Here is a 26582-nt window from a genome sequence, read left to right as displayed (position 1 = left end):
AGCGGGGACAGGCTCATCCCAGGCTGCGCGCGGTGTTGATGATGTTGATGCCATCGAAGCGCGTGGTCGATGAGCCATGCGAGACCGCCGAGACCTGGCCCGGCTGGCCCTTGCCATCGAAGAACGAACCGCCGAAGCGGAAATCGCGCTCGTCGCAGATCGCGCTGCAGGCATTCCAGAACTCCGGCGTGCGGATCTGGTAGGCGGCGTCCTCGACCATGCCGGTGATCTCACCGTTCTTGATCTGGTAGTACAGCTGGCCGCCGAACTGCGCGTTGAAGCGCTGCTGGTCGATCGAGTAGGAGCCACGGCCGTGGATGTAGATGCCGTTCTCCACGTTCTTGATCATGTCGGTCACGCTCAGCGGGGTCCTGCCCGGCGCCAGCGACACGTTGGCCATGCGCTGGAACTGCACGCTGGACCACGAATCGGCATAGCTGCAGCCGTGGCTCTCCTTCTCGCCAAGGATATGCACCTCGTCGCGGGTGGCCTGGTAGTTGACCAGGATGCCGTCCTTGACCAGGTCCCAGCGCTTGGTTTTCACGCCCTCATCGTCGTAGCCCACCGCGCCCAGGCTGCCCGGGGCGGTCTTGTCGGCGAAGAAGTTGACGATGTCGCTGCCCCAGCGGAAGCCCGCATCGCGCTTGTCCAGCGTGGCGAAGCTGGTGCCGGCGTAGTTGGCCTCGTAGCCGAGCACGCGGTCCAGCTCCAGCGGGTGGCCGACGTTCTCGTGGATGGTGAGGAACAGGTTGGACGGGTCCAGTACCAGGTCGTACTTGCCCGGCTTGACCGACGGCGCCTTGAGCTTTTCCCGCGCCTGGCGGGCCGCGGCGATCGCGTCCTCCACCGGATCGTAGGAATCACGGTAGGCGACCACGCCGCCCGGCAGCGCGATCTTGCCACGCGCGTCGCCATCCAGGAATTCGTAGCCCATGCCCATCGGCGAGGACAGCCCGGCGCGGGTGCGGAACTTGCCGCTGGCCTTGTCGATCGCGGTGGCGGTGAAGGGCAGCCAGATCCGGTGCACGTCCTGGTCGATGAAGGAGCCATCGCTGGAGGCGAAGAACTTCTGCTCGTTGACCAGGAACAGCGTGGAGTTGATGAAGTCGGCTCCGGCATTGAGCGCAGCCGCGTTCAGCGACAGCAGCATCTCGACCTTGTCCTTGATCGGCACCGCCATCGCGTTCTTGCGGATCGGGGTCTTCCAGCTCACGTCACCTACGCCGGTGACCGGCGCCAGCTGCACCGGACGGGTCTGGATGCCGGCGTTGGCGCGGGCGATCGCCGCGGCCTGCTCGACCGTGGCCAGCACCGCGGCCGGGGTCTGCTGGTGGGTGGCGGCAAAGCCCCATGCGCCGTTGACGATCACCCGGATGCCGATGCCCGAGGACTCGCTGTTGGTGACGTTCTGGACGTTGGCCTCGCGGGTGATGACCGCCTGGTTGAGGTAGCGGCCGATGCGCACGTCGCAGTAGCTGGCACCGGCGCGCTTGGCGGCGGCGAGCGCGGCCTCGGCCAGCGCCTTGCGGCGGCCCACATCTCCCGGCTCGAGCAGCTGCTCGGCGGCGATCAGCCGGCCATGCGGCAGTACCAGGCCCGCCAGGCCCATTCCAGACAGCGCTAGAAACTCACGACGTTGCACAGCTCACATCCCCCAAGGACGGCCGACGGCACGCAGGCCCCCGACATTGGACAAGTCTTCGACTTTCGGTGGCATCGCGGAGTGGCACAAGTGACTGCGGTCATGGTTGGATGGACATCGATTCCCTGCCGATGTGACATTCCGATGAGCCAGATACGCTGGTCCGAGGCCTGCGACCGCAACCGCGCACCGATCCTGGCGGTGCTGCAGCGCCACCTCGCCGCCCGCCATCGGGTGCTGGAGATCGGCAGCGGCACCGGCCAGCATGCCGAACACTTCGCTGCGGCATTGCCCCACCTGCAATGGCAGGCCAGCGATCATCCCGATCACCTGCCCGGCATCGGCGCCCGGCTCCAGGCCGCCGGCCTGCCCAATACGCCGGCGCCGTGGTCGCTGCAGGCGGAGCTGTCGCCCGCGGCCGGGCTGGGGCCGCTGCCGGACGCACCGCTGGCGTTCGATGCGGTGTTCACTGCCAATACCCTGCACATCATGAGCTGGGCGCACGTGCAGGCGTTGTTCGCCGGGTTGCCTGCCGTGATGGCCGAGGACGCCGTGCTGTGCGTCTACGGTCCGTTCAACGCCCACGGTGCCTACAGCAGCGAGAGCAATCGCCAGTTCGATGCGTGGCTGAAGGCGCGGGACCCGGCCTCGGGCATCCGCGATGCCGAAGCGGTGGATGCCCTGGCGGCCGGGGTGGGCCTGCAGCTGGCCGAGGACGTGGCGATGCCGGCCAACAACCGCCTGCGGGTGTGGCGGCGCGCCGGGTAGATCCGACCGTTGGTCGGCCGCGCTTGGTGCCGGGCCTGCGCTGCGGTTAGGATCAGGAGGGGAGGTTGTTGTGACAACCTGGGGGAGTTTGCATGGCAGTTGCAAGACAGAGGCTGGCCGGCGTGATGCTGGCCATGGGGGCTGGTGTGTTCAATGTGTCGGCGCAATCGCTGCCGGCGGTGCAGGAGTTCTACTTCGACAATGACGTGGCCGCCGCCCCGATGGTGGTGGTGCAGGGCGAGGGCGGGGATCTCGTCGACCAATTGATGAAACACCGCGAGCGCGGCCGCAAGACGCTGGAGGCCACCGTGCAGCTGGCGGGCGTAGCCATCGCGCAGGGCCGCCCTGAGCTGGGACGCAGTCTTTACGAACAGGCCGCCACGACCGCGTCGGCCAGTTCGGTGGTGGGCCGTTCCGTGCGGTGGAACTATGGCTGGGATCTGTTCCGCCTCGGGGAGACCGACGCTGCACTGGCCCAGTGGACAGCGGCCCAGAACACGCTGCGCGGGAACCCCGGGTGGGTGCCGCCCACCTTCGCGCTGGCCCTGTGGACGCTGGGCCGCAAGGCCGAAGCCGTGCAGTGGTATGCCGCGGCCGTGCGCACCGAGCCACAGCAGTGGAACGGAACGGACCGCTATGCCGAACTGTTGCCGGGTTGGCGCGACAGCGAACGCAGCACGCTGGCCGAGGTACAGCGGGCGTGGGCAGAGAAGCCGCCCGCCTGGCCGTGATCGGGGCGGGTGAGGCCGCCGTACCCTTCCGTTTCGACCATGGTCGGGGCGGCGGCCACTGCCGGATCGGCTAGGCTGTCGCGATGGCGTTCGATGCATTCGCTCTCATCCTGACCATGCTCGGCCTGGGCATGGCGTTCTCGCGTCTGCGCGCGTTGCCCGACAACACGGCCGATGTGCTCAACCGCATCGTGCTGTATGTCTGCCTGCCGTCGGCGGTGCTGATCTACGTCCCGCGGCTGCATCTGGATATCAGCCTGATCGGGCTGGTCGCCACGCCGTGGTTGTTGATGCTGTGCACGCTGGCCGGGGTCAGCCTGGCCACGCGCGTCTTCGGCTTCGCCCGCGACGTGCATGCGGTGCTGCTGATCTGCGTGGCGCTGTCCAATTCCAGTTTCATCGGCTACCCGATGGTGCGTGCGCTGCTCGGTGATCACGCCCTGCCCTATGCGGTGGTCTACGACCAGTTCGGCACCTTCGTGCTGCTGTCCACGTTCGGCCTGTATGTGATCGCGCGCTACAGCGGCGACACCCCGCCTACCGCCGCGCAGATCCTGCTGCGGATCGCGAAGTTCCCGCCGCTGTGGGCGTTGCTGTTCGCGTTGACCCTGATGCCTGAACAGCCGCCGGGCTGGATCGGCACCGGACTGAAGCAGCTGGCCGATGCGATGCTGCCGCTGGTGATGCTGGCGGTCGGTTTCTCCATCCAGCTGCGCCTGCCACTGGATGAACTCAAGCCCCTGGGCATCGGGTTGCTGCTCAAGCTGCTGGTGATGCCGGCACTGGCGCTGCCGATCTCCTGGGCGTTCGGCCTGCACGGCACGATGCTGCAGGCCAATGTGCTGGAGTCGGCGATGCCGACCATGATCACCGCCGCCGCGCTGGCAATGTCCCATCGCCTGGCCCCGCGCCTGGCCGCTGCACTGGTCGGCTACGGGATCCTGCTGTCGCTGGTGACGCTGCCGGCGTGGGTGTGGGTGTTGCAGCGCGGGGCCGGTGTTCAGGGGCCGTCGTGATGCGGCAGCCGACCAACGGTCGGCGCTACGCGTCCGCGCTGACGGTGCGCCCGCGTGCCCACTCGCGCAGCGCGGTGACCTGTTCGGCCATCAGCACCGACAACGGCCGGCTGCCGCGGATCTCCTGCATCAACAGTTCGGTATCCAGCACGCGTGATTCGGCATGCGCGGCGTACAGCCCCGAGACCACCGCCTGTTCGATCTCCGCACCGGAGAAGCCATCCGCCGCGGCCGCCAGCGCGGGCAGCGCGAAGTCGTCGGCATTGAGCTGGCGCTTGCCCAGGTGCAGGCGCAGCAGCTCGACCCGGGTGTTGGCATCGGGCAGATCGACGAAGAAGATTTCGTCGAAACGGCCCTTGCGCAGCAGCTCGGCCGGCAGTTCATGCACCTGGTTGGCGGTGGCGACGATGAACACCGTGCTCTTGCGCTCGGCCAGCCAGGTCAGCAGGTGGCCGAGCACGCGGCGCGACACGCCGCCGTCTTCGCCGCCACTGGCCAGGCCTTTCTCGATCTCATCGATCCACAGCACGCACGGGGCCAGCTGCTCGGCCGAGGCGAGTGCGTCGCGCAGGTTCTTCTCGGTCTCGCCGTGGTACTTGTCGTACAGGCTGCCGAAGTCCAACCGCAGCAGTGGCACGCCGAAACCGGCCGCGGTTGCCTTGGCCAGCATCGATTTGCCGCAGCCCTGCACACCGAGCAGCAGCATGCCCTTGGGCGGGTCCAGGCCGGCCGGGCCCGCGCCGCCGAGGAACACCGGCCGGCGCTGGTTGACCCAGCGCTTGAGCCGGTTGGCGCCGGCCACGTCGGCAAAGCGGGTGGTGTCGTATTCGAAGTGCAGGTGGCCGGCCCGGTTGAGCAGCTCGAACTTGAGCCGGGCCAGCTGTGGCAGGTCGTCCTGGCTGAGTGCGCCGTCGGCGAAGATCAGCTGCCGGGCGATCCGCCGCGCGTCGACCAGGCTCAGTCCGCGCAGGTTGTGCAGGATCTTCTGGACCGCCTCGTTGTCCACCTCCACGCGCCGCCCGCCGTTCTCGCGCGCATAGGTTTCAGCTTCCTCGCGCAGCATCTTCAGCAGCGCGTTGAGGTCGGGCAGGCGCGGATTGAAGCGGGTGGCCAGCGCTTCCAGCTCGGCCGGCAGCTCGACCTTGGCCCCGATCAGCACCAGCACATGGGCCTCGCAGTGCCGCCGCTGGATCAGGTCGCGCAGGGCGCGCTGGTGGCTGGCATAGCCCAGGTAGGGGTGGAAATCGAGCAGCAGATAGATGCCGCGCTGCTCGGCCTGGCGGATCATCTGCAGGGCCGAACTGGCATCGGGCGGGCCGACCGGGTCGTCCTCGCGGTCCATGTCGATCCGGCGCAGGCCCTCGGTGATCGACCAGCGGTGCAGGGCACGCCAGACATGCATCAGGGTCTGGCGGAACAGCTCCACCACCCGGCCCTCATCCTGGGTCTCGATGATGATCAGCGGGGTGTTGGCGCGGATCAGCGCGCTCAGGTCCTGTAGTTCGCTCATGCTGGCGGTCAGTCCATTGGAACCACCCACGATAGCAAAGCCGTGGCCGTCGGTTCTGGTTCAGCGCTGCGACTATCTCCGTCACAGGCGCCGGTGTAGGCTGCGGGAACGTTCCCCGGAAGCGAGGCTTGCATGAAGACGATCCTGGTGGCCGGTTCCAAGGGCGGGGTGGGCAAGACCACCGTCGCCACCCACCTGGCGGCGCATTCGGCATTGGAAGGCAAACGTACCGTCCTGGCCGATGCCGATCCACAGGGCTCCAGCACCCGCTGGGCGCAACGCCGCTCGGTCCTGGAAAGCGCCGTGCTGCCGATCGACGTGTACCGCAAAAAGAGCTGGGAACGACTGGTTCCCGAGGGCACCGACGAGGTCATCATCGATGCCCCGGCCGGTGCGATGGCCGACGATATTCCGCATTTCCTTGACGTTGCCGATGCGGTGGTGGTCCCCGTGCTGCCCTCCGCGCTGGACATCGAAGCCATCGTCGGCTTCCTCAATAGCCTGTCCAAGGTTCCCCGCGTACATAACCGCCGGTTGCCGGTCGGGCTGGTGCTCAACCGCACCAAACCCTGGACGCAGACCTCGCAACAGGCGATACAGATGTTGGCCGATTGGCCGTATGAGGTCGTCGCGCAGTTGCGCGACAGCCAAAGCTATGTGGTGATGGTCGGGCTCGGACGGAGTCTGTTCGACTACCGCTCGGCCCAGGTGCGCGAGCACCAGAATGACTGGGAGCCGCTGTTGAAGTGGCTGAAGAAAGCCTGACACGAGAGATCCCATGCGAGAACTGATACTGCTGCGTCACGCCCATGCTGAAACCGCCAGCACCGGCCAGGCCGATCTGGACCGCCCGCTGTCGCCGGTCGGTCTGGCCGAAGCCGAGGCCGCCGGCCGCTGGCTCAAGGAAAACAATCTGCTGCCGGACTGCGTGCTCTGCTCGCCGTCGCGGCGGACCCGCGAAACCCTGGAAGCCGTCCTGGGCATCACCGGCTTCGTCGAGAAGCGGCTGGAGGATGCTGTCTATGAGGCCACCCCCGGCACCCTGATGGGGTTGATCGATGCACGCCGCGATGTGGACCGCCTGCTGGTGGTGGGCCATAACCCCGGCCTGGAACAACTGGTGGCCCTGATGAGCGAGGGCACCAGCAGCGACTACCGGGGCATGCCGCCGGGTGGGATCGCGGTACTGGCCTTCGACCGTGAGGCCGCCATCGAGCCTGGCGTGGCCAGCCTGACCGCCTTCTGGTGGCCGTAAGCAGTGTGGGCAGTCCGCGCGGCGTGGTCCGGGCTGCTGTTGATGGCAGGGGCGGTGCATGCCGCCCCGCCGTCGTCGGTACCGGCTCCGACCAGCCATGCCCTGGCCTTCGATACGGCCAGTTCGCGCTTCGGGTTTGAGATCCGGACGCGGCTGGGACAGCGCATCGAGGGCGTGTTCCCGCGCTTTGAAGGCAACATCGAGGTGCTCTCCGACGGTCGCCACCAGGTGCACCTGCGGATGTTCACCCGTTATGTGGAAATCCCCGGCAAGCCCCGGTACACCGGCTGGATGCGCGGCGAGGAGTTCTTCGACTCGGCCCGCTACCCGGTGGTCGAGTTCGACTCGCTGCCCTACTGGCCCGAGGTGGTGGACAAGGGCGGCAGCATCCAGGGCCGGCTGATCCTGCGCGGGGTCAGCCACCCGGAGACCCTGCGGGTCGAGCCGCCGGCCTGTGCCCGGGCCGGGTATGATTGCGATGTGGTCAGCCGCGGTACCGTCCAACGTGGCCGGTATGGAATGGACAGCTGGCAGCTTGCCCTGAGTGATCGAGTGACCTTTGTATTGCGTGCGCGTCTGAGCGAGGCGCCGAAACCGTGAATCCATTGCTGCGTCTGTTGGTGCTGGCAACGCTGTTGCTGGGCAGCGGCTGTGCCTCGCTGTCCAACGCCGAACGCGAGCGCGCGGCCGGCATCGCCGTGCAGGCGCGCTCGACCGTGGTCGACTGCGACCAGCCGGACCGCTGCGCGCTGGATTCACCGCTGCGCGCGCTCGGTGGCCGCGCCTTTGCCGAATCCCACCCGGGGCAGCCGCGGCATTACGCCACCATCCTGGACGAAGGCGAGATCTCGCTGGTCGCACGGTTGAACCTGATCCGCAGCGCCACCCGCAGCATCGACCTGCAGACCTACATCTTCGACAAGGACGACAGCGCCCGGCTGGTGCTGGACGAACTGCAGGCGGCCGCCCGCCGCGGGGTCAAGGTGCGCGTGCTGATCGACCAGCTCTCGGCGATCTCCGACTTGGAGATTCTCGGCGCCCTGTCCGGTAGCCATGCCAATTTTTCGCTGCGGGTCTACAACCCGACCTTCGGCAAGGCACGCCTGAACTACTTCGACTACGCCGCCAGCGTGGTCTGCTGCTTCCGCCGCTTCAACCAGCGCATGCACAACAAGCTGCTGGTGGTCGACGATGCGTTGGGCGTGGTCGGTGGGCGCAATTACCAGGACGACTATTACGACTGGGACAGTGAATACAATTTCCGCGACCGCGACGTGATCGTGGCCGGCCCGGAAGTGCGTGAGATGGCCGCCAACTTCGATGCCTTCTGGCGCGCGCCGCGCAGCGTGCCGGCCGAGCGCCTCAACGATGTGGGGCGAACCCTGCTCCGCCAGGGCGTACCGGCCATGCCGCCGGCCGACTTCCGGCGCCCGGAGCGGGTCGAGCGGGTCAGCGAAGAAGCCAACGATCCGGACTTCGTGCGGCGTACCTTCGTCGACACCGCTCTGCCGGTAGCCTCGGTGCAGTACGTCGCGGACCTGCCACGCAAACATCGCCGCGAACGCGCCAGCCAGCCGGCCAACGGCCAGCACGTGACCGAACCGCAGCTGGATGCGCTGATTGCCAGCGCGCAGTCCGAGGTGTTGCTGCAGACGCCGTATCTGGTCCTGTCCAAGCCGGCGCAGCAGCTGTTCCGCACCCTGCGCAAGCGCGAGCAGGCGCCGCGCGTGGTGGTCTCGACCAACAGCCTGGCCGCCACCGACAACCCGATCGTCTACGCGCTGTCCTACAAGTACAAACGCCGCAACCTGCGTGAGCTTGGCTTCAACATCTACGAGTTCAAGCCGTTCCCGCTGGATGCGCCGGTGGATTACCGCAATCTGCTGCCCGCACCGCTGGGAACCGAGGAGCCGCCGTCGCAGGGCAAGCGCAGCAGCCTGCTCGGCGGCAGCGCGGCCGGCAGCAATGCGCGCGGCAGCGCCGACAACCGTGCCAGCAGCGGCCCCCGCCGAGGGAGCGCCGATCGAAACAGCGCCAGCGGTCGCCGCCGCAGTACCGATGGCAGCGAAGTCGAGCGCCGCGTGCTGCGTGCCGAAACCCGGCCCTCGTTCCTGGGCACCAAGGCGGTCAACAAGCCGCTGCCGGTCACCCGCAAGGGCGCGCGCATGGGCCTGCATGCCAAGTCGATGGTGGTTGACCGCCGCATCGGCGTGATCGGCACGCACAACTTCGATCCGCGCAGCGAGAACTACAACACCGAAGGCGCGGTGATCATCGATGACCCGGTGTTCGCCGAGGCGCTGGCGCAGAGCATCCTGCGCGACATCCACCCGCAGAACTCCTGGGTGGTCGCGCCGCGTGCCAAGCCGCCGGTGCTGTCCGGCCTGAACTACAGCGTCGGCAAGGCCTCCGAGGCGCTGCCGGTGCTCGATTTCTGGCCGTGGCGCTACGCCACCGATTACGAATTCCAGCCCGGGCCCGCGTGCCCGGATCCGCTCAAGCGGCAGGACCCGGCCTTCCACACGTGCTATGTCGCCGTCGGTGACTTTCCCGAAGTGAATGTCGGGCCGAAGTGGCTGCTGGTGCGCATGCTCACCGCCTTCGGCGCCGGGCTGGTCCCGATCCTGTAAGTCTGCAACCCCACGGAGAAGCTGCATGTCCCAGGTATTCCGCGACGCGGTGTCCATCGAAGCGCTCAACGCGCTCAGCCGCAACACGCTCATCGAGCACCTGGGCATCGCGTTCACCGCCGCCGGCGAGGACTGGATCAGCGCGACCATGCCGGTCGATGAACGCACCCGCCAGCCGTACGGCATCCTCCACGGCGGGGCGTCGGTCGTGCTGGCCGAAACCCTCGGCAGCAGCGCCGGCAACCTGTGCGTGGATACCACCGCGCAGGTCTGCGTCGGGCTGGAGATCAATGCCAACCACATCCGCGCCGTGCGCGCCGGCACGGTGACCGGCACCGCGCGTGCGGTGCATGTCGGGCGCAGCACCCAGGTGTGGGACATCCGCATCGAGGACGAGGCCGGCAAGCTGGTCTGTACCTCGCGGTTGACCCTGGCGGTGGTGCCCGCCGTGCGCCCGGGCTGATCGCGCGCATGGCACGGATGCTGTGTTGCGTGGCCCGCGACAGTGCGCCGGCGCATGTGGGCACGGCCGTTGTGCCGCCGGTGGCCGTTGGCTTGACGGCTTGCGGCGGCTGGCTTGCGCACGCCATCGATTTGTCCGGATTCCGCTGGCAGAGCCTGCGGCGCTCGGGTATCGTTCGCGGATGAATTCCCCCACTCCGGCCTCACGTGGCGGCGTGGCGCGTGTGTGCCGTTACCTGTACCGCGTACCGCTGCTGCTGGTCCACCTGTTGCTGTTCCTGCCGATGCTGCTGATCGCCATGCTGCCGCCGTGGGGGCGTATGCGTGTGGGCGAGCGCACGTTCGAACATGCGGCGGTGAACGCCTGGTCGGCCGGCCTGATGTGGATCTTCGGCTTCCGCCTGCACCGGATCGGCACGCCGCTGCCGGGCGCGGTGCTGTTCGTGGCCAACCATGTCAGCTGGGTCGATATCTCGATGCTGCACAGCCAGCGGATGATGGGCTTCGTGGCCAAGCAGGAGATCGCCGGCTGGCCGGTGGTCGGTTGGCTGGCCGCGCGCGGGCAGACCATTTTCCACCAGCGTGGCAGCACCGAATCGTTGGGCGGCGTGATGCAGGAAATGGTCGTGCGCCTGCGCGAAGGCAAGGCGGTCGGCGTGTTCCCCGAAGGGCGCACCCGCGGTGGCCATGAAGTCGGCCCGTTCCATGCGCGCATCTTCCAGGCCGCCGTCGAGACCCAGGTCCCGATCCAGCCGGTCGCGTTGCGGTATGGCTGGCGCGGTGATGCGCAGACAATTGTCGCGTTCGGCCCGAAAGAGAGCTTCTTCGCCAACTTCCTGCGTGTGCTGGGAGAGCCGGCACGGCGGGCCGAGGTGCACTTCCTCGCGCCCATTGATACCCACGATCTGGAAGGCCGTCGCCGCATCGCAGAAACCTCGCGTGCGCGCATCCTGGCGGCCATGTCCGCCGAGTAGGCGGTGGTGATCCTTCACACGCCAGCGTCGCGGCCGGGAGCAGGCTCGCGCCCATGTTGACCGCTGCCGACTATCACCCCCCGCGTTGGCTGCGCAATCCGCACCTGCAGTCGATGCTCAGTTCCAGCCGGATGCGCATGCAGCGCGGCCTGGTGCTGCTGGCGGCCACCGGCGCACATACCGACGAACTCATTCTCGATGGCGGCGAAGGCGTCCGCCTGCAGGGGTGGCACAGCTATATCCAGGGGCGCCAGCCGATCGGCATGGCGTTGCTGCTGCATGGCTGGGAAGGCAGTGCCGAATCCAGCTACATGCGCATGACTGCCGCGCGGCTGCTGGAGGAGGGCTACGACGTGGTGCGGCTGAACTTCCGCGACCACGGCAACACCCACCACCTCAACCCCGGCATCTTCCACTCCAACCGCATCGATGAAGTGGTGCAGGCCGCCGGCGACATCGCCCGACGCTGGCCCGAGCTGCCCCTGGTCGCGGCCGGTTATTCGCTGGGTGGCAACTTCGTGCTCCGCCTGGCCCTGCGTGCGCCCTCGGCCGGCGTGCTGCTGCGCCGCGTGGCCTCGGTCTGCCCGGTGCTGGACCCGGCGATCACGATGGAGAGCATCGAGAACGGCCCGGCAATGTATGACTGGTACTTCCGGCGTAAATGGGCTGGCTCGCTGCGCCGCAAGCGCGATCTGTTTCCCGAGCTGAGCGACTGGGACGACCGCGTGCTCAAGCTGGACATCCGCGCGCTGACCGCCTGGCTGGTCGAGCACCACACCGAGTTCGGTTCGCTGCAGGCCTACTTCGATGGCTACTCCATCGCGGGTGATCGCCTGGCCGGGCTGCAGGTGCCGGCCGACATCCTGATGGCCCAGGACGATCCGGTGATCCCGTTCGCCACCTTCAACGGCTGGCGTCTGCCGGCCCATGCCCACCTGGAGATTGCCCCGTGGGGCGGCCATTGCGGCTTCCTGGAAAACTGGCGCGGCGATGGCTTCTCCGAGCGCTGGGTAGCCCAGCGGCTGCGGATCGAGGCCAATACCCCCGCCTGATCGGGCGTTCTGGCCGGCCGGCCCCGCTACAATCGGGGTTTGCCCTCGAGTTCGGACCGTCATGCAAGACCAGATTCTCCAAGCCCTGCGCCGCAATGCGGCCGACGACGCGGTACAGCTGGCGCGCGAATGGACCACGGCCGAGCCGGAGCAGCCGCAGGCGCACCGCTGGCTGTCGCTGTCGCTGCAGCAGCAGGGCCAGTTCGATGACGCACTGGCCAGCCTGCAGCAGGCGCTGACGCTGGCGCCGGACAACGCCGACCTGCATCTGCAGCAGGCGGGCCTGCTGCTGGCCCTGCGCCAGTTCGATGCGGCCGGCTCGGCGCTGGACCGCACGGCCGAACTCAATCCCAACGAACTGTCCGCGTACGTGATGCAGGCGCATCTGGCGCTGGCCCGCAACGACGTGGATGAAGCCGATCGACTGACCCGCCTGGCGCTGCGCGTGGACGCCGAGCATCCGGAACTGGCCGCGCTGTCGGGCATGGTCGCGCTGCGCCGTGGCGAGGTGGATCGCGCGCTGGCCCAGCTCTCGGCAGCCAGCCAGGCGCTGCCCGATGACGCCCGTGTGTTGTATGCGCTCGGCTTCGCCTACCTCGGCAAAGACATGTTGGCCTTCGCCGAACAGGCCTTCCGCCGTGTGCTTGCCCTGAATCCGGCGACCACCGCCCTGCAGGGGCTGGTGGTCCAGCTTGCGCTGCGCCAAGGCAACCTGGAAAGCGCGTCGGACATGATGCGCCAGGTGCTGGCGGCGCCCGGTGGCGACACCCCGGCCATGCGCCGTCTGGCCGGGGAGCTCGAACTGCAGGCCGGTCAGCCGTTGCTGGCGCTTGAGCACCTGTTGCCGGTGCTGGCGCAGTGGCCGTCCGATCGCCACACGCTGCAGATGCTGCTGATGGCCTGGCAGCGCCTGGGGCGTGAACAGCAGGCCCGGGAAACGCTGGATGCGACCCTGGCCGATCATCCCGGGGTGCATGACCTGTGGATGGCGCGCCTTACCGTGGAACCCGTGGGTGGCCCGGAAGCGGTGGCCGTGGGCGAACGCTGGCTGCAGGCCATGCCTGAGCACCTGCCGGCACTGGAAACGCGTCTGCGCCTGCACGACATGAACAACGAAGCCGACCAGGCCGAGGCCGTGGCCGAGCGCATCGTCGCGCTGGAGCCGGGCCGGGTGTCTGCTGAAGTGCGCCTGGTCGACGGCCTGCTCACGCGCGAGCCGGCCGCCGCCATTGCGCGCGTGCAGGCGCTGCATGACAACGCACCTGAAGAAGCGAAGGCCGGGCTGCGCGCGTGGCTGGGGTCCGTCCAGGACCGTGCCGGCCAGTACCACGATGCGCTGCGGACGTGGGTGGACCTGCATGCGGCCGAGGCACCCCAGCGCCTGCCGTTGCCGCCGCAGGCCAAAGCCCCGCTGAGCTGGCCGGAGCTGGCGCCGGTGGCTGAGGACAATGCCATCGCCCCGCTGTTCATCTGGGGTGCGCCGGGCTCCGGGGTGGAGCGGGTGGTCGCCGCGATGGCGGCCGCCAGCCCGGTGATGCGCGGTGACCGCTTCGGGCCGACGCCGCCCAACGATCCCTTCCAGCGCTATCACACGCTGCAGGAGCTCTCGACCGGCAAGCTCACGCCCGAGGCGCTGGTGGAGCAGTGGCGCAGCCAGTTGCCGGCCCGGGGCATCGCCGAAGGCGCGGTGATCGACTGGCTGCTGTGGTGGGACAACGCACTGCTGTGGGCGCTGCGCCCGCAGCTGCCGGAAGCACGCCTGGTGATCGTGCTGCGCGATCCGCGCGACATGCTGCTGGAGTGGATCGCCTTCAGCGCCCCGGCGCCGCTCGCGGTGACCTCGGTGCACGAAGCGGCCGAATGGCTGGCGCGTTCGCTGGCCCAGGTCGCCACCCTGCACGAACAGAGCCTGTACCCGCACGCGCTGTTGAAGATCGACGACATCGGCAACGATCCGCAGGCGATGGCCGAGTACCTCGGCGCCCAGTTCGGCATGCGTTTCCCGCCCGCACCCACGCTTGGCCCGGCCCGCATGGCACCGGGCCACTGGCGCGATTACCGCGATGAAATGGGCCCGGCCTTCGCGCTGCTGACCTCGGTCGCCGTGCGCCTGGGCTACCCGGAAGAATGAGGAGACCGGTATGCATCTGAGCAGTGACAGCATCACCAACGGCCAACCGATCGCCGCCACCTTCGCGGCCGGCGATGCCGAGGGCTTCGCGCCCAACCGCAACCCGCAGCTGGCCTGGCACGATGTGCCGGCCGGCACCCGGTCGTTCGCGCTGCTGTGCATCGACCCGGATGTGCCGACCGTGCCGGACACGGTCGGCCGCCAGGATTGCACGGTGCCGCGCGATCAGCCGCGTGCGCACTTCGCGCACTGGGCGATGGCCGATATCCCGGCCGACGTGCGCGCGCTGGCCGCGGGCAGCTGCAGCGATGGCTTCACCGTGGGCGGCAAGACGCAGCCGGCGGGCCCGGCAGGCTGCCGCCAGGGCCTGAACGATTTCACCGGCTGGTTCGCCGGCAATCCGGACATGGCCGGCCAGTACCTGGGCTACGACGGCCCGTACCCGCCGTTCAACGATGAGCGCGTGCACCGCTATTTCTTCCGTGTGTTCGCGCTGGACGTGGCCCAGCTGGTGCTGCCCACGCCGTTCACCGCCGCGGATGTGCTGCATGCCATGCACGGGCACGTGCTGGCCGAAGCCTCGCTGCATGGCACCTACACGTTGAATCCGGCGCTGGCGTGAGGTGATACGTGCCGACCGCAGGTCGGCGCGCCCCGGTAGGTACCGACCGTTGGTCGGTACTGCGCTGTCGGGAGCCGGCCAGCGGCCGGCACTACAGTCGGGAGCCGGCCAGCGGCCGGCACTACGGGATGAAGAAGGGCGGCCGGTGGCCGCCCTTCTGCGTCTTACTTTGTCTCGTTCGCGGACTCGACCACCATGTCCAGCACATAGGCGTTGGACGAGGCATCGGCCGGCGGGTTGGCGATCGTGTAGCGCTTCACGCGCACCACGTTGCGCACGCCGTCTTCGTGAGTGTAGCCCTCGATGACGTCGTAGAAGTTCTGCCACTCGCCCGGCCCGCCCTGCTTGATGCCGTTGGCGTCATAGCGGATCTCGCGGGTCTGCAGGCACTGCTTGTCGCGGATCATCGGGTGTGGGCACGGCTTGGTCTGCGCGGCCACTTCCAGGAACACCGTTTCGCCTTCGCCGCCGTAGCGGGTTTCAGCGGTCGGTTCCGGGGTGAACACGAGCACATCCCCGTTGGCGGTACGCAGGGTCAGCTGGCCGGCATCGCCCAGTTCGGTCTTGAGCGCGCCTTCCAGGCGGCTGCCGACGGCCTGGTCCAGCGCCATCAGGTGCTTGTCCGTGCAGGCCATCATGGTCGAGGCCATCGGCGAGATGGTCAGCGAACCATCGGCCAGCGTGTAGCCGCCGCCCATGCGGTTGCAGGTGTTGCTGATCGCGATGCGGTCATCCTTGAAGTCCAGCGTGACCGGCTTGTCGGCGCGGGCGAACAGCGCATCGATGCGCTTGCCGCCGGCGTCGGTGGCCGAATCCAGGCGCCAATGGCTGCCCTGCAGGCGCTGCACGTCCAGACGGGCCACGGCGGCCTGGTCGGCGGCGGCGGTCGGTGCCGGGGCGAGGTCATCGCGGCCGGCCGGGGCGGTGGAGGGGTTGCTGCAGGCGGCCATGAGGGCCAGCGGCAGGATCAGCATCAGGGTGCGTTTCATGTACATCTCCTTGGGAACCTGGGGAAAAACGCCGGCGCAGCCACAACGGGGTGACGTCGGCGCCGGGCCGTTCAGTTGCCAGCCGGCAACCAGAGCAGCAATGCCGCGCCCAGTGCGATACGGTAAACCGCGAACGCCGTGAACTTGTGCGACTTGATGTAGCCCAGCAACCACTTCACTACGATGAAGCCGGTGACGACCGCGGCAAGGAAGGCCACGCCCACATCGGTCCAGTTCTCGCTGGCAAGCTTGCCGTCCTTGGCCAGTTCCAGGAAGGCATAGCCGCTGGCGGCGAACATGGTCGGGATGCCGACCAGGAACACGAACTCGGTGGCTTTCGCGCGGCGACTCAGGCCGAACAGCATCGCGATGAAGATCGCCGCCGCCGAACGCGAGGTGCCCGGGAACACACCCGCCACCACCTGCGCCACACCGACCAGGATGGCGACCTTCCAGGTCACCTCATCGCGCTCGGGCAGGCGCGCGGTGTAGGCCTCCACCAGGATCATCCACAGGCCACCGATGATCAGCGCCCAGGCCACCGGCGTGACCGTCTCGGGCAGCTCCCAGCCGGCCAGGCGGACCGGCAGGCCAACCACGGCGGTGACCAGGAAGGCGGTCCCGAGCTTGAGCACGTAATCCCGGTTGGCGCGCTCATGCAGGCCGGTCGCCAGGGACCACAGCCGCTGCCGGAACACCAGCGTGATCGCCAGGATCGCGCCGGCCTGGATGATGATGTTGAAGAAATCCGAGCGTGCCCCCAGCCAGTGCTGGGCGATCAGCAGGTGGCCGGTGCTGGAGATCGGCAGGAATTCGGTGAGGCCTTCAAGAATGCCCAGAAGGAGGGCGGAGAACAGGTCGGACATCGGCGGTACTGGAGCTCGCGGAAGGGAGGAATCGGGCAGCGGCGACAGCGGGACGCTGTGGCCAACGTCGCCTGTCGACGGCCCGTGGGCGTAAAGCATAGAGCATCGCGCATCGCACCAAAGGTGTGCGTGGTGCAGCGTTTGCACTGCTTTGGTGCGTCCGCCCACGCGACGCGCGGCGCGCCAGGCCAGTGAAATCAAGGATTTGTGAACGCTGAAAAGTTGGCACGGGGTTTGCTGTATCTACCTACGCAATCACCCATCTGAGGTTTCACCGATGTCCGTGGAAAATGTTGAGAAGCTGATCAAGGACAACCAGATCGAGTTCATCGACCTGCGTTTCGTCGATATGCGTGGTATCGAGCAGCACGTCACCTTCCCGGTCAGCATCGTGGAGCCGTCGCTGTTTGAAGAAGGCAAGATGTTCGATGGCAGCTCGATCGCCGGCTGGAAGGGCATCAACGAATCGGACATGGTTCTGCTGCCGGATCCGTCCAGTGCCTACATCGACCCGTTCTACGCCGACCCGACCCTGGTCATCAGCTGCGACATCCTCGATCCGGCCACCATGCAGCCGTACGGCCGCTGCCCGCGCGGCATCGCCAAGCGCGCCGAGGCCTACCTGAAGTCCTCCGGCATCGCCGAGCAGGCCTTCTTCGGTCCGGAGCCGGAGTTCTTCATCTTCGACTCGGTCCGCTTCGCCAACGACATGGGCCACACCTTCTTCAAGATCGATTCCGAAGAAGCGGCCTGGAGCACCGGTGACAAGTACGACGGCGCCAACAGCGGCTACCGTCCCGCCGTGAAGGGCGGCTACTTCCCGGTCCCGCCGACCGATTCGCTGCACGACCTGCGTGCGGAAATGTGCAAGACGCTGGAACAGGTCGGCATCGAAGTGGAAGTGCAGCATCACGAAGTGGCCACCGCCGGCCAGTGCGAAATCGGCACCAAGTTCAGCACCCTGGTGCAGAAGGCCGACGAACTGCTGCGCATGAAGCACGTCATCAAGAACGTCGCCCACCGCAACGGCAAGACCGCCACCTTCATGCCCAAGCCGCTGGTCGGCGACAACGGCAGCGGCATGCACGTGCACCAGTCGCTCTCCAAGGGCGGCACCAACCTGTTCTCCGGTGACGGCTACGGCGGCCTGAGCCAGCTGGCGCTGTGGTACATCGGCGGCATCTTCAAGCACGCCAAGGCGATCAACGCCTTCGCCAACTCCGGCACCAACAGCTACAAGCGCCTGGTGCCCGGCTTCGAAGCCCCGGTGATGCTGGCCTATTCGGCCCGCAACCGCTCCGCCTCGTGCCGCATTCCGTGGGTGTCCAACCCGAAGGCGCGCCGCATCGAAATGCGCTTCCCCGATCCGATCCAGTCCGGCTACCTGACCTTCACCGTGCTGATGATGGCCGGCCTGGACGGCATCAAGAACCAGATCGACCCGGGCGCACCGAGCGACAAGGATCTGTACGACCTGCCGCCGGAAGAAGAGAAGCTGATCCCGCAGGTCTGCTCCTCGCTGGACCAGGCCCTGGAAGCGCTGGACAAGGACCGCGAGTTCCTCAAGGCCGGTGGCGTGATGAGCGACGACTTCATCGACGGCTACATCGCACTGAAGATGCAGGAAGTCACCAAGTTCCGCGCGGCGACCCATCCGCTCGAGTACCAGATGTACTACGCGAACTGAGCAACAGGTGACGATGACGAAGGATATCCCTCCCACCCTTCGTCATCGTCGCCGCCTTTCCGGCTGGGGAGCCGGCAAGGTACGTCGTACAGCGGACCGTTGGTCCGCTATGAAAGGGTAGAGCGGACCGTTGGTCCGCTTCACCACCAGGGGCAAGAGAGACCGGACGCGTGTCATGGGCCCTTCCTCCCTCCCGCGTCACCGCTGGCGTCGCCCTTCGGGCGTCGGCAACGGCGTGGCCCATGCAACGTTCGGCGCAACGACCGGCGGCCATGTGCAAGTGGCCGCCGGTTGACCTGACATCGGTCCCACGTGGGCCGGTTCCATCCACCATCGGGATATGCGCATGAAATTGATCTCCGCCATCATCCGGCCGTTCAAGCTCGACGAGGTCCGCGAGGCCCTCTCCGACGCTGGCGTGTCGGGCATCACCGTGACCGAAGTCAAAGGCTTCGGGCGCCAGAAGGGCCACACCGAGTTGTATCGCGGCGCGGAGTACGTCGTGGATTTCCTGCCGAAGATCAAGATCGAGACCGTCGTGACCGACGATCGCCTGGAGGCCGTCGTCGAGGCCATCCAGACCGCGGCCGGCACCGGCAAGATCGGCGACGGCAAGATCTTTGTCACCGCGGTCGAACAGGTCGTCCGCATCCGCACCGGCGAAATCGGCGCTGACGCGCTCTAACCCCACTCGGAGCCCACAATGAAGACCTCTTTGTTCACCGGGTGGCAAGCCCGGTTCCATGCCGTGTGCCTGATGATGTTGCTCAGCGCATTGGCCGTTGGTGCTTTCTCCAGCAGCGCGCACGCCCAGGCGCAGGTCACCCCGGCACCGTCGGAGACGGTCGCGGTCGAGCCGTTGCCGACTGCGCCGGAGGCCACGGCTGCCCCGGTCGCCGAAGCCGCCGCTGCAGCCACCTTCGACCACGGCGATGTCGCCTGGATGCTGACCTCCACCTTGCTGGTGCTGCTGATGGTGGTGCCGGGCCTGGCCCTGTTCTACGGCGGCCTGGTCCGCTCCAAGAACGTGCTGTCCATCCTCAGCCAGATCCTGGTGGTGTTCTCGCTGGTGCTGATGCTGTGGGTGGCCTATGGCTACAGCGCGGTGTTCAGTGAAGGCAACGCCTTCTTCGGCTCGTTCACGCAGTTCGCCTTCCTCAACGGCTTCGGCCCGGACACCGTCGGCAACACGCCGATCGCCGGCCTGCCGGACTACCTGTTCGTCGCCTTCCAGTCGACCTTCGCCGGCATCACCACCGCCCTGATCGTCGGTGCGTTCGCCGAGCGCATCAAGTTCAAGGCCGTGCTGCTGTTCTCGGCCCTGTGGTTCACCCTGAGCTACATCCCGATGGCGCACATCGTGTGGGGCGGCGGCTATCTCGGTGAGATGGGCGCGATCGACTTCGCCGGTGGCACCGTGGTCCACATCAATGCCGGCGTGGCGGGCCTGGTGGGCGCGTACTTCGTCGGCAAGCGCATCGGCTACGGCCAGACGGCACTGAAGCCGCACAACGTGCCGTTCACCTACATCGGGGCGATGCTGCTGTGGGTGGGCTGGTTCGGCTTCAACGCCGGCTCGGCCGCCGCGGCCGATACCGTCGCCTCGCTGGCCTTCATCAACACCATCCTCGCCACGGCTGCTGCCGTGCTGGGCTGGACCCTGGTCGAAGCGGTCAGCAAGGGCAAGCCGTCCGCGCTGGGCGCCGCCTCCGGCGCCGTGGCCGGCCTGGTCGGCATCACCCCGGCCTGCGGCACCGTGGGTCCGCTGGGCGCGATCGTGATCGGCCTGGTCGCCGGCGTGGTCTGCGTCTGGGGCGTCACCGGTCTCAAGCGCCTGCTCAAGGTCGATGACACCGCCGACGTGTTCGGCGTGCACGGCATCGGCGGCATCGTCGGTGCACTGCTCACCGGTGTGTTCAGCGCGCAATCGCTGGGCGGCACCAAGGCCGATCTGGACATCGGCCACCAGGTCTGGGTGCAGCTGGTCAGCGTCGGCTTCACCATCGTCTGGTGTGCCGTGGCCACCGTGCTGATCCTGCTGGTGGTACGCATGGTGTTCGGCCTGCGCGTCACCGAAGAAGCAGAGCGCACCGGCCTGGACGTCACCTCGCACGGCGAGTCGGCCTACGAGGCCTGAGCTGCGCGATACCGCATTAGAAACGAGAGAGAGATGCTTTACCTTCGCCGGCGGCCTTCGGGTCGCCGGCTTTTTTGTGGGCGCCTGCCGGGCATTACCGCGCTTTGGCAGCTGATCGTGCAATCACGCACAATGCAGGCATGCACGTGACCCGTACTTCCCTCGCACTGCTCGCCCTTCTGCTGCTCGCCGCCTGCGCCAGTACCACCGTCCGCAGCCCGCTCGCCACCTGGGTGCCGTCGCCGAACCACAACGCGCGCGCGCCGGTCGTGATCGTGCTGCACCACACCGATCAGCACTCCGTGCAGCAGAGCCTGGATACGCTGCGTAGTGCCAACAGCGGCGGCAAGGTCAGCTCGCACTACCTGGTCGGCGCCGATGGCCACATTTACCAGCTGGTGGGCGATGACCGCCGCGCCTGGCATGCTGGTCCCGGGCGCTGGGGCACCATCACCGATCTCAACTCGGCCTCGATCGGCATCGAGATCGACAACGACGGCGACACACCGTTCGCACCGGCACAGATCGCGGCCTTGATCCGCTTGCTGGATGACCTGTGCACGCGCCTGCGCATCCCGCGCAGCCAGATCATCGCGCATGCCGATCTGGCCCCGTCGCGCAAGCAGGATCCCAGCCGCTTCTTCCCGTGGCAGCAACTGGCCGAAGCCGGTTTCGGCGTGTGGCCGCGCGCAGCCGATGGCCCGGCACCGGTCGGCTTCGATCCCTGGATGGCCCTGCAGACGTTCGGTTACCCGATGGACGACCGCGCTGCTGCCGTCGGCGCCTTCCATCGCCGCTTCCGCGGCCGCGATGATCTCCCCGCGGATCTCGATGCCGAAGACGCCCGCATCCTGCACTCGCTGCTGCTGCAACAGGAACGCCGCCCATGAAGTTCACGCCCGTCCTGTCCACACTCAAGCACGCCGCGCTGATGGGCGTCGGGTTGGCGCTGTTGAGCGCGTGCGCGGTCGCGCCGCAGCGCCCGGCATCACCAGCGCCAGCGCCAACCAGCACCTATGCGAAGGCAAACTGGAGCGCATTGCCCGCCGTCGCGGACGCCGATCTGCAAGCCGGCTTCGCGGCCTGGCGCAGTGCCTGCCCGCGCCTGAAGACGGAGGCCAACTGGGCACCTACCTGCGTAGCGGCGGCCAAGGTTGCCACCACGCCGGCCGCCATCCGCCAGTTCCTGCAGGCGAATCTCGACGTCTATGCGCTGCGCGCCGCCAACAACCGGGCTGACGGCCTGATCACCGGCTACTACGAGCCCATCTACGCGGGCAGCCTCACGCGTACCGCCAAGGCATCGGTGCCGGTGTACGGCGTGCCGGGCGACATGGTCAGCGTCCAGCTCGACAGCCTCTACCCCGAACTCAAGGGCAAGCGCCTGCGCGGCCGGGTGGAAGGGCGCGTGCTCAAACCGTATGACGATGCCGCGCGGATCGCCACGAACGGCGTCAAAGCGCCGGTACTGGCTTGGCTGACCCACCCGATGGACCTGCAGTTCCTGCAGATCCAGGGCTCCGGTCGCGTCCAGCTGGCCGACGGCCGTCAGCTGCGTATCGCCTACGCCGACCAGAACGGCCATCCCTACCGCCCGATCGGCCGCTGGCTGGTGGAGCAGGGTGAGCTGAAGCAGGCCGACGTGAGCATGGCCGCCATCCGCGCCTGGGCCGATGCCCATCCCGCGCGCGTGCCCGAGCTGCTGGCCAGCAACCCCAGCTATGTGTTCTTCACCCGTGGCCCGGACAGCGATGACGGCCCGCGCGGCTCGTTGAACGTGCCGCTGACTGCCGGCTACAGCGTCGCGGTGGATCGCAACGTCGTGCCACTGGGCAGCCTGCTGTGGTTGTCCACCACGCGTCCGGACGGTACCGCGCTGGTGCGCCCGGTCGCCGCGCAGGATACCGGCGGTGCCATCACCGGCGAAGTGCGCGCGGACCTGTTCTGGGGCACCGGCGATGCTGCGGGCGAGCTGGCCGGGCACATGAAGCAGAAGGGCACGATCTGGATGCTGTGGCCGAAGGGTGTGGCGTTGCCGAAGGCGCCGGACCCCGCCAACTGACGGCGGGTACGCTCTCCCCGAGCGTTTGTCAGCTGTCGGCTGCGCGCAGCGCAAGATCAACACGCCTGCCGTTTTGCACTACATTGGTGCAATGACCACCACGCTCCCGCCTCCCGCCCTCGACGCCCTCGGCACCCCGGTCGCCTGGGCCGATGCCAGTGGCCGCCTGGTGGGCTGCAATCCCGCCTTCGCCCGCTGGCTGGGCGTGAGCGTGCGGCGCCTGCTGGGCCAGCCGCTGGCCTCGCTGGAGGCACAGGGCGACGCCCTGGCCCACTTTCTGGCCCGCGATGAGCGCGACACCCTGCGCCTGCACCGGCTGGCCCTGGCGCTGCCGGGCGATGCGCCGCGCTTTGCCGAGGGGTGGCTGAGCCGCTGGGACGAGGGCGGCTGGCTGCTGGAGGCGCATCCGGTCGATGAGTTCCCGGGGTTGGACCCCACCCAGGCGCTGCCCAGCGCACTCAGTGCCGCGCTCAAGGGCCTGGCGCACGAGCTGCGCAATCCGCTGGCCGGCTTGAAGGGCGCGGCCCAGCTGCTGGCGCGGCGCAACGCGCAGCGCGATCCGGACGAGCGTGAACTGATCGAGCTGATCGGCTCGGAGATCGAGCGCCTGAACGGCCTGCTCGAGCAACTGCTGTCACCCGCGCCGGCCGCGCCGCATGCACCGCTCAACATTCATGCCTCGCTGGAACGCGTCCTGCGCCTGGCCGAGAGCGAAGGCGGCTGGGCGGTCCGGATCCAGCGCGATTACGACCCCAGCATTCCCGAGTTTGATGGCGATGCGGACCGGCTCACCCAGGCCGTGTGGAACCTGGTCCGCAATGCGATCCAGGCCGGTGCGGGCACCGTCACCCTGCGCACGCGCGTGGAGCACGGCGTGCGCATCACCGATCAACTGCATCCGCTGGCGCTGCGGCTGGAAATCGCGGATGACGGCCGTGGCGTGCCCGAAGACCTGGCCGAGCATCTGTTCCTGCCGCTGGTCAGCGGCCGCGCCGAAGGCACCGGGCTGGGCCTGGCGTTGGCGCAGCAGGTCGCGCGCGAGCATCGCGGCACCCTGACCTACCGCTCGCGCCCGGGCCATACCGTTTTCACCGTGCTGCTGCCGATCGGGCAGGGCACCCCCGCCGAGGACACTGCCGCCCATGGCTGACCAGGTCGACACCACCGCCCAGCGCGTCTGGGTGGTCGACGATGACCGCGCGGTGCGGTTCGTGCTGTGCACCGCGCTGCGCGAGGCCGGCTACCGTGTCGAAGGGTTCGACGGTGCGGCTGCCGCGCTGGCGATGCTTGCCGAGCAGGCGCCGCCGGATCTGCTGTTCACCGATGTCCGCATGCCCGGCGATGATGGGCTGGTGTTGCTCGACAAGCTCAAGGCAGCGCATCCGCAGCTGCCGGTGATCGTGATGTCGGCCTATACCGATGTGGCGAGCACCGCAGGTGCCTTCCGCGGCGGTGCACAGGAGTTCCTGTCCAAGCCATTCGATCTGGACGATGCGGTCGCCCTGGCGCAGCGCGTCCTGCCGGCCCCGGATGTCACCTTGGCCGAGCCGAGCGAGACCGCCAGCACGACACCGCCCGATCAGCGTCCGCAGCTGGTCGGCGATACGCCGGCGATGCGCGCGTTGTTCCGCGCGATCGGGCGCCTCGCGCAGGCGCCGTTGTCGGTCTTGATCAACGGCGAAACCGGCACCGGCAAGGAGCTGGTCGCGCATGCGCTGCACCACGAGTCGCCGCGGGTGCAGGGGCCGTTCGTCGCCCTCAATACCGCGGCGATTCCGTCCGAACTGCTGGAAAGCGAGTTGTTCGGCCACGAGGCCGGTGCGTTCACCGGTGCGCAGCGTCGCCACATCGGCCGCTTCGAGCAGGCCAATGGCGGCACGTTGTTCCTGGATGAAATCGGCGACATGCCGTTGCCGCTGCAGACACGGCTGCTGCGCGTGCTGGCCGAGGGCGAGTTCTTCCGCGTCGGCGGGCGCGAGTTGATCCGGGTCGATGTGCGTGTGATCGCCGCGACCCATCAGGATCTGGAAACGCTGGTCGCGCAGGGGCGCTTCCGCGCCGATCTGCTGCACCGGCTGGATGTGGTGCGGTTGCGATTGCCACCGCTGCGTGAGCGTCGCGACGATGTCGCGCAACTGGCCGAGACCTTCCTGGCCGCGGCCGCGCGCAAACTGGATACGCCACCCAAGCGGCTGACCGCGGCGGCGCTGCAGGCGCTGCGCGAACACGATTGGCCCGGCAACGTGCGTGAGCTGGAGAACGTTTGCTGGCGCATGGCGGCGCTTGCCGCGGCCGACAGCATCGGCGTGGCCGACGTGGACAGCGCGCTGCATCGCGGTGCGGGTGCGCCACGCTCGCGCAGTGCCGGCGATCCGGGGCAGTGGGAAACGCTGCTCTCGGCATGGGCGCGCCAGCGTCTGGCCGAAGGGGCCGAAGGCCTGCACGCGCAGGTGCGCGATCGGGTCGACCAGGCCCTGCTCGAAGCGGCGCTGCAGATCACCCACGGCCGCCGTGCCGAGGCCGCCGCGCGGCTGGGCATGGGCCGCAACACCCTGACCCGCAAGCTCGGCGCCGGCCGCCGTCGCGGCGGATGAACCGCATGTCCACACCGCGTGTGCGCCATGTCCGGGCCGCTTTCATGGCCTGTGGACGAGCACACGGTTAGTTTGCAACCAAGGAGTATTCCCATGCGCAGTTCCCATGTCGTCCTCGCTGCGGCGATCACGGTCGGTCTGGCCGCCTGCGGCAGCACACCGCCGCCGCGCCCCGTCGCCCCCGTCGTACCGGTGGTCAGCACCGCGCAGATGGCCGAGGCCAACCTGTCGCCGGCCTCGGCCAGTCTGGTCAGTGGTCGCCTGGCGCTGGTGCCGGATGCCCGTGGCGTGCACATCACCGGGGTCATCGGTGGCCTGCAGCCGCTGCAGGTGGCCGGGTTCCACGTGCATGAGCGCGGCGACTGCGGTGCGGTCGATGCGAGCAGCGCTGGCGCGCATTTCAATCCCGCCGGTCAGCCGCACGGCCGCAACAGTGCCGGTGCGCATCACGCCGGTGACATGGACAACCTGCGCGCCGATGCGCAGGGTCGCGTCAACGTCGACATCCGCCTGCCAGCGGTTACGCTTGGCGGCGGCGCAGCCACCGATAGCGCGGGGGGGGAACTGATCGTGCACGCCAACGCCGACGATTACCGCAGCCAGCCGGCCGGCAACGCCGGCGCCCGCATTGCCTGCGGCGTCATCCGGGTCGTGCGCTGATCGCGCCCTCCCACGACGTCGTTTCTTCCAACGCTACCCGCAAGGAGATCCACATGCGCCTGATCCACACCACGCTGTTCGCTGCCATCGCCGCGCTCGGCCTGACCGCCTGCAACAAGCCGGCCGACACCACCCCGGAAGCCACCCCGGCCGCCGAAGCCACTGCCGCCCAGCCGACCGCTGAAGCGACCCCCGAGGCACCGCCGGCGATGACCAGCGAAGCCCATGCCAACCACACCGCCAGTGCCGATCTCGCGGCCACCCAGGGCAATGACGTCAAAGGCACCGTGACCTTCAGCGTCGTTGACGGCAAGGTGCACGTGAAAGGCCAGGTCAGCGGCCTGAAGCCGAACAGCGAGCACGGCTTCCACATCCATGAGAAGGGCGACTGCAGCGCGCCGGACGGCGCCAGCGCCGGCGGCCACTTCAACCCGGGCCAGGAAGACCATGGCAGCGTGGCCAGCGAACCGCATCACGGTGGCGACATGCCCAACATCAAGGCCGACGCCCAGGGCAACGCCGTGGTCGACGCCCCGGTGTCGACCAACGTCAACATCGGCAAGGGGGATGGCTTTGACATCATCGGCCGCGGCCTGATCGTCCATGCCGACGCGGATGACTACAAGACCCAGCCGACCGGCAATGCCGGTGCACGGCTGGCCTGCGCGGTGATCAAAGCGGCCCCGTAATCCGGGCCGTGTTTGACGAAAAACGCCGGCGAAAGCCGGCGTTTTTTTTGAACGTTGGTAGAGCCACGCCATGCGTGGCTGCAATGAGCGATATCGATTTTCCCG

The 26582-nt window shown here is 68.0% G+C and carries 25 protein-coding genes; 21 read left to right on the top strand and 4 right to left on the bottom strand.

Annotated elements, in window-relative coordinates:
* Window positions 1–13 precede the first annotated feature (13 nt).
* The gene (locus tag ABE483_RS03700) at window positions 14–1642 is read right to left on the bottom strand and encodes a TldD/PmbA family protein (RefSeq protein WP_346462745.1); all 1629 of its coding nucleotides are present in this window, start codon (window positions 1640–1642) and stop codon (window positions 14–16) included.
* 144 nt (window positions 1643–1786) lie between these two features.
* Here ABE483_RS03700 and ABE483_RS03695 point away from each other — a divergent pair, with 144 nt between their 5' ends.
* The 3 genes from ABE483_RS03695 to ABE483_RS03685 all read left to right on the top strand — a co-directional run bounded on the left by ABE483_RS03695 (window position 1787) and on the right by ABE483_RS03685 (window position 4157).
* Window positions 1787–2410, top strand: coding sequence for a DUF938 domain-containing protein (locus ABE483_RS03695; RefSeq protein WP_313219845.1), 624 nt, complete (start codon window positions 1787–1789; stop codon window positions 2408–2410).
* Window positions 2411–2502: 92 nt separating this feature from the next.
* The gene (locus ABE483_RS03690) at window positions 2503–3141 is read left to right on the top strand and encodes a tetratricopeptide repeat protein (protein WP_346462744.1); all 639 of its coding nucleotides are present in this window, start codon (window positions 2503–2505) and stop codon (window positions 3139–3141) included.
* A gap of 83 nt (window positions 3142–3224) precedes the next feature.
* Window positions 3225–4157 (top strand): AEC family transporter, encoded by a 933-nt coding sequence (locus tag ABE483_RS03685; RefSeq protein ID WP_346481131.1) that lies wholly within the window; start codon window positions 3225–3227, stop codon window positions 4155–4157.
* 25 nt (window positions 4158–4182) lie between these two features.
* Here the strand turns inward: ABE483_RS03685 and ABE483_RS03680 are convergent, their stop codons facing one another.
* Entirely contained in the window at window positions 4183–5667 is a 1485-nt protein-coding gene (locus tag ABE483_RS03680) for an AAA family ATPase (RefSeq protein WP_313211210.1), read from the bottom strand.
* Between the two features lie 132 nt (window positions 5668–5799).
* Between ABE483_RS03680 and ABE483_RS03675 the strand changes: the two genes are divergently transcribed.
* From ABE483_RS03675 to ABE483_RS03635, 9 genes are all read left to right on the top strand, one after another.
* Entirely contained in the window at window positions 5800–6432 is a 633-nt protein-coding gene (locus ABE483_RS03675) for a ParA family protein (protein ID WP_313211211.1), read from the top strand.
* 13 nt (window positions 6433–6445) lie between these two features.
* Window positions 6446–6922, top strand: a complete 477-nt coding sequence (locus ABE483_RS03670) for a histidine phosphatase family protein (RefSeq protein ID WP_121043976.1) — start codon at window positions 6446–6448, stop codon at window positions 6920–6922.
* Window positions 6923–6964: 42 nt separating this feature from the next.
* On the top strand, window positions 6965–7522 hold the full coding sequence (locus ABE483_RS03665; RefSeq protein WP_259462215.1) for a YceI family protein: 558 nt from the start codon (window positions 6965–6967) through the stop codon (window positions 7520–7522).
* Window positions 7519–9552: a phospholipase D family protein gene (locus ABE483_RS03660; protein ID WP_313211212.1), complete on the top strand. Its 2034-nt coding sequence runs from the start codon at window positions 7519–7521 to the stop codon at window positions 9550–9552. The genes ABE483_RS03665 and ABE483_RS03660 overlap by 4 nt, the downstream gene beginning before the upstream one ends.
* Window positions 9553–9577: 25 nt before the next feature.
* On the top strand, window positions 9578–10015 hold the full coding sequence (locus tag ABE483_RS03655; RefSeq protein WP_313211213.1) for a hotdog fold thioesterase: 438 nt from the start codon (window positions 9578–9580) through the stop codon (window positions 10013–10015).
* 181 nt (window positions 10016–10196) lie between these two features.
* Complete coding sequence (locus tag ABE483_RS03650) at window positions 10197–10988, top strand: lysophospholipid acyltransferase family protein (RefSeq protein ID WP_313211214.1); 792 nt, start codon at window positions 10197–10199, stop codon at window positions 10986–10988.
* A 56-nt stretch (window positions 10989–11044) separates the two neighbouring features.
* Window positions 11045–12040: an alpha/beta fold hydrolase gene (locus ABE483_RS03645; RefSeq protein WP_346481179.1), complete on the top strand. Its 996-nt coding sequence runs from the start codon at window positions 11045–11047 to the stop codon at window positions 12038–12040.
* Between the two features lie 61 nt (window positions 12041–12101).
* A complete protein-coding gene (locus ABE483_RS03640; protein WP_346481130.1) occupies window positions 12102–14171 on the top strand; it encodes a tetratricopeptide repeat protein in 2070 nt (689 codons plus the stop codon).
* A 10-nt stretch (window positions 14172–14181) separates the two neighbouring features.
* Window positions 14182–14793, top strand: coding sequence for a YbhB/YbcL family Raf kinase inhibitor-like protein (locus tag ABE483_RS03635; protein ID WP_313211216.1), 612 nt, complete (start codon window positions 14182–14184; stop codon window positions 14791–14793).
* A gap of 164 nt (window positions 14794–14957) precedes the next feature.
* Here the strand turns inward: ABE483_RS03635 and ABE483_RS03630 are convergent, their stop codons facing one another.
* A complete protein-coding gene (locus tag ABE483_RS03630) occupies window positions 14958–15782 on the bottom strand; it encodes an META and DUF4377 domain-containing protein (protein ID WP_346481129.1) in 825 nt (274 codons plus the stop codon).
* A 71-nt stretch (window positions 15783–15853) separates the two neighbouring features.
* Window positions 15854–16648: an undecaprenyl-diphosphate phosphatase gene (locus ABE483_RS03625; RefSeq protein ID WP_313211218.1), complete on the bottom strand. Its 795-nt coding sequence runs from the start codon at window positions 16646–16648 to the stop codon at window positions 15854–15856.
* 277 nt (window positions 16649–16925) lie between these two features.
* Here ABE483_RS03625 and glnA point away from each other — a divergent pair, with 277 nt between their 5' ends.
* The 9 genes from glnA (at window position 16926) to ABE483_RS03580 (ending at window position 26477) form a co-directional block, all read left to right on the top strand.
* Window positions 16926–18335 carry a type I glutamate--ammonia ligase gene (gene glnA / locus ABE483_RS03620; RefSeq protein ID WP_121044004.1) on the top strand — a complete coding sequence of 470 codons (1410 nt, stop codon included), beginning with the start codon at window positions 16926–16928 and terminating at the stop codon, window positions 18333–18335.
* Between the two features lie 346 nt (window positions 18336–18681).
* Entirely contained in the window at window positions 18682–19020 is a 339-nt protein-coding gene (locus tag ABE483_RS03615; RefSeq protein WP_019184907.1) for a P-II family nitrogen regulator, read from the top strand.
* An 18-nt stretch (window positions 19021–19038) separates the two neighbouring features.
* Window positions 19039–20472, top strand: a complete 1434-nt coding sequence (amt, locus tag ABE483_RS03610) for an ammonium transporter (RefSeq protein ID WP_346481128.1) — start codon at window positions 19039–19041, stop codon at window positions 20470–20472.
* Between the two features lie 140 nt (window positions 20473–20612).
* Complete coding sequence (locus ABE483_RS03605) at window positions 20613–21362, top strand: N-acetylmuramoyl-L-alanine amidase (protein ID WP_313211220.1); 750 nt, start codon at window positions 20613–20615, stop codon at window positions 21360–21362.
* Complete coding sequence (locus tag ABE483_RS03600; RefSeq protein ID WP_346481127.1) at window positions 21359–22534, top strand: MltA domain-containing protein; 1176 nt, start codon at window positions 21359–21361, stop codon at window positions 22532–22534. Before ABE483_RS03605 ends, ABE483_RS03600 begins: the two co-directional genes overlap by 4 nt.
* Window positions 22535–22625: 91 nt before the next feature.
* On the top strand, window positions 22626–23684 hold the full coding sequence (locus tag ABE483_RS03595) for an ATP-binding protein (RefSeq protein ID WP_346481126.1): 1059 nt from the start codon (window positions 22626–22628) through the stop codon (window positions 23682–23684).
* Window positions 23677–25128, top strand: a complete 1452-nt coding sequence (ntrC, locus tag ABE483_RS03590; RefSeq protein WP_346465363.1) for a nitrogen regulation protein NR(I) — start codon at window positions 23677–23679, stop codon at window positions 25126–25128. Before ABE483_RS03595 ends, ntrC begins: the two co-directional genes overlap by 8 nt.
* 93 nt (window positions 25129–25221) lie before the next feature.
* Window positions 25222–25788, top strand: coding sequence for a superoxide dismutase family protein (locus ABE483_RS03585; RefSeq protein WP_346481125.1), 567 nt, complete (start codon window positions 25222–25224; stop codon window positions 25786–25788).
* A 53-nt stretch (window positions 25789–25841) separates the two neighbouring features.
* A complete protein-coding gene (locus ABE483_RS03580) occupies window positions 25842–26477 on the top strand; it encodes a superoxide dismutase family protein (protein WP_102788809.1) in 636 nt (211 codons plus the stop codon).
* Window positions 26478–26582: the final 105 nt, after the last annotated feature.

The organism is Stenotrophomonas sp. TWI602, from assembly GCF_039674045.1.
Taxonomy (GTDB): Bacteria; Pseudomonadota; Gammaproteobacteria; order Xanthomonadales; family Xanthomonadaceae; genus Stenotrophomonas.
This window is presented reverse-complemented; position numbering and strand designations above follow the sequence as displayed.

Excerpts from the sequence above, each read along its gene's own strand:
- ABE483_RS03690 (WP_346462744.1), top strand. The coding sequence starts at position 2,503 with ATGGCAGTTGCAAGACAGAGGCTGGCCGGCGTGATGCTGGCCATGGGG.
- ABE483_RS03695 (WP_313219845.1), top strand. The coding sequence starts at position 1,787 with ATGAGCCAGATACGCTGGTCCGAGGCCTGCGACCGCAACCGCGCACCG.
- ntrC (WP_346465363.1), top strand. The coding sequence starts at position 23,677 with ATGGCTGACCAGGTCGACACCACCGCCCAGCGCGTCTGGGTGGTCGAC.
- glnA (WP_121044004.1), top strand. The coding sequence starts at position 16,926 with ATGTCCGTGGAAAATGTTGAGAAGCTGATCAAGGACAACCAGATCGAG.
- ABE483_RS03670 (WP_121043976.1), top strand. The coding sequence starts at position 6,446 with ATGCGAGAACTGATACTGCTGCGTCACGCCCATGCTGAAACCGCCAGC.
- ABE483_RS03675 (WP_313211211.1), top strand. The coding sequence starts at position 5,800 with ATGAAGACGATCCTGGTGGCCGGTTCCAAGGGCGGGGTGGGCAAGACC.
- ABE483_RS03665 (WP_259462215.1), top strand. The coding sequence starts at position 6,965 with ATGGCAGGGGCGGTGCATGCCGCCCCGCCGTCGTCGGTACCGGCTCCG.
- ABE483_RS03640 (WP_346481130.1), top strand. The coding sequence starts at position 12,102 with ATGCAAGACCAGATTCTCCAAGCCCTGCGCCGCAATGCGGCCGACGAC.
- ABE483_RS03680 (WP_313211210.1), bottom strand. The coding sequence starts at position 5,667 with ATGAGCGAACTACAGGACCTGAGCGCGCTGATCCGCGCCAACACCCCG.
- ABE483_RS03655 (WP_313211213.1), top strand. The coding sequence starts at position 9,578 with ATGTCCCAGGTATTCCGCGACGCGGTGTCCATCGAAGCGCTCAACGCG.
- ABE483_RS03685 (WP_346481131.1), top strand. The coding sequence starts at position 3,225 with ATGGCGTTCGATGCATTCGCTCTCATCCTGACCATGCTCGGCCTGGGC.
- ABE483_RS03630 (WP_346481129.1), bottom strand. The coding sequence starts at position 15,782 with ATGAAACGCACCCTGATGCTGATCCTGCCGCTGGCCCTCATGGCCGCC.
- ABE483_RS03650 (WP_313211214.1), top strand. The coding sequence starts at position 10,197 with ATGAATTCCCCCACTCCGGCCTCACGTGGCGGCGTGGCGCGTGTGTGC.
- ABE483_RS03625 (WP_313211218.1), bottom strand. The coding sequence starts at position 16,648 with ATGTCCGACCTGTTCTCCGCCCTCCTTCTGGGCATTCTTGAAGGCCTC.
- ABE483_RS03595 (WP_346481126.1), top strand. The coding sequence starts at position 22,626 with ATGACCACCACGCTCCCGCCTCCCGCCCTCGACGCCCTCGGCACCCCG.
- ABE483_RS03585 (WP_346481125.1), top strand. The coding sequence starts at position 25,222 with ATGCGCAGTTCCCATGTCGTCCTCGCTGCGGCGATCACGGTCGGTCTG.
- ABE483_RS03600 (WP_346481127.1), top strand. The coding sequence starts at position 21,359 with ATGAAGTTCACGCCCGTCCTGTCCACACTCAAGCACGCCGCGCTGATG.
- amt (WP_346481128.1), top strand. The coding sequence starts at position 19,039 with ATGAAGACCTCTTTGTTCACCGGGTGGCAAGCCCGGTTCCATGCCGTG.
- ABE483_RS03605 (WP_313211220.1), top strand. The coding sequence starts at position 20,613 with ATGCACGTGACCCGTACTTCCCTCGCACTGCTCGCCCTTCTGCTGCTC.
- ABE483_RS03635 (WP_313211216.1), top strand. The coding sequence starts at position 14,182 with ATGCATCTGAGCAGTGACAGCATCACCAACGGCCAACCGATCGCCGCC.
- ABE483_RS03615 (WP_019184907.1), top strand. The coding sequence starts at position 18,682 with ATGAAATTGATCTCCGCCATCATCCGGCCGTTCAAGCTCGACGAGGTC.
- ABE483_RS03580 (WP_102788809.1), top strand. The coding sequence starts at position 25,842 with ATGCGCCTGATCCACACCACGCTGTTCGCTGCCATCGCCGCGCTCGGC.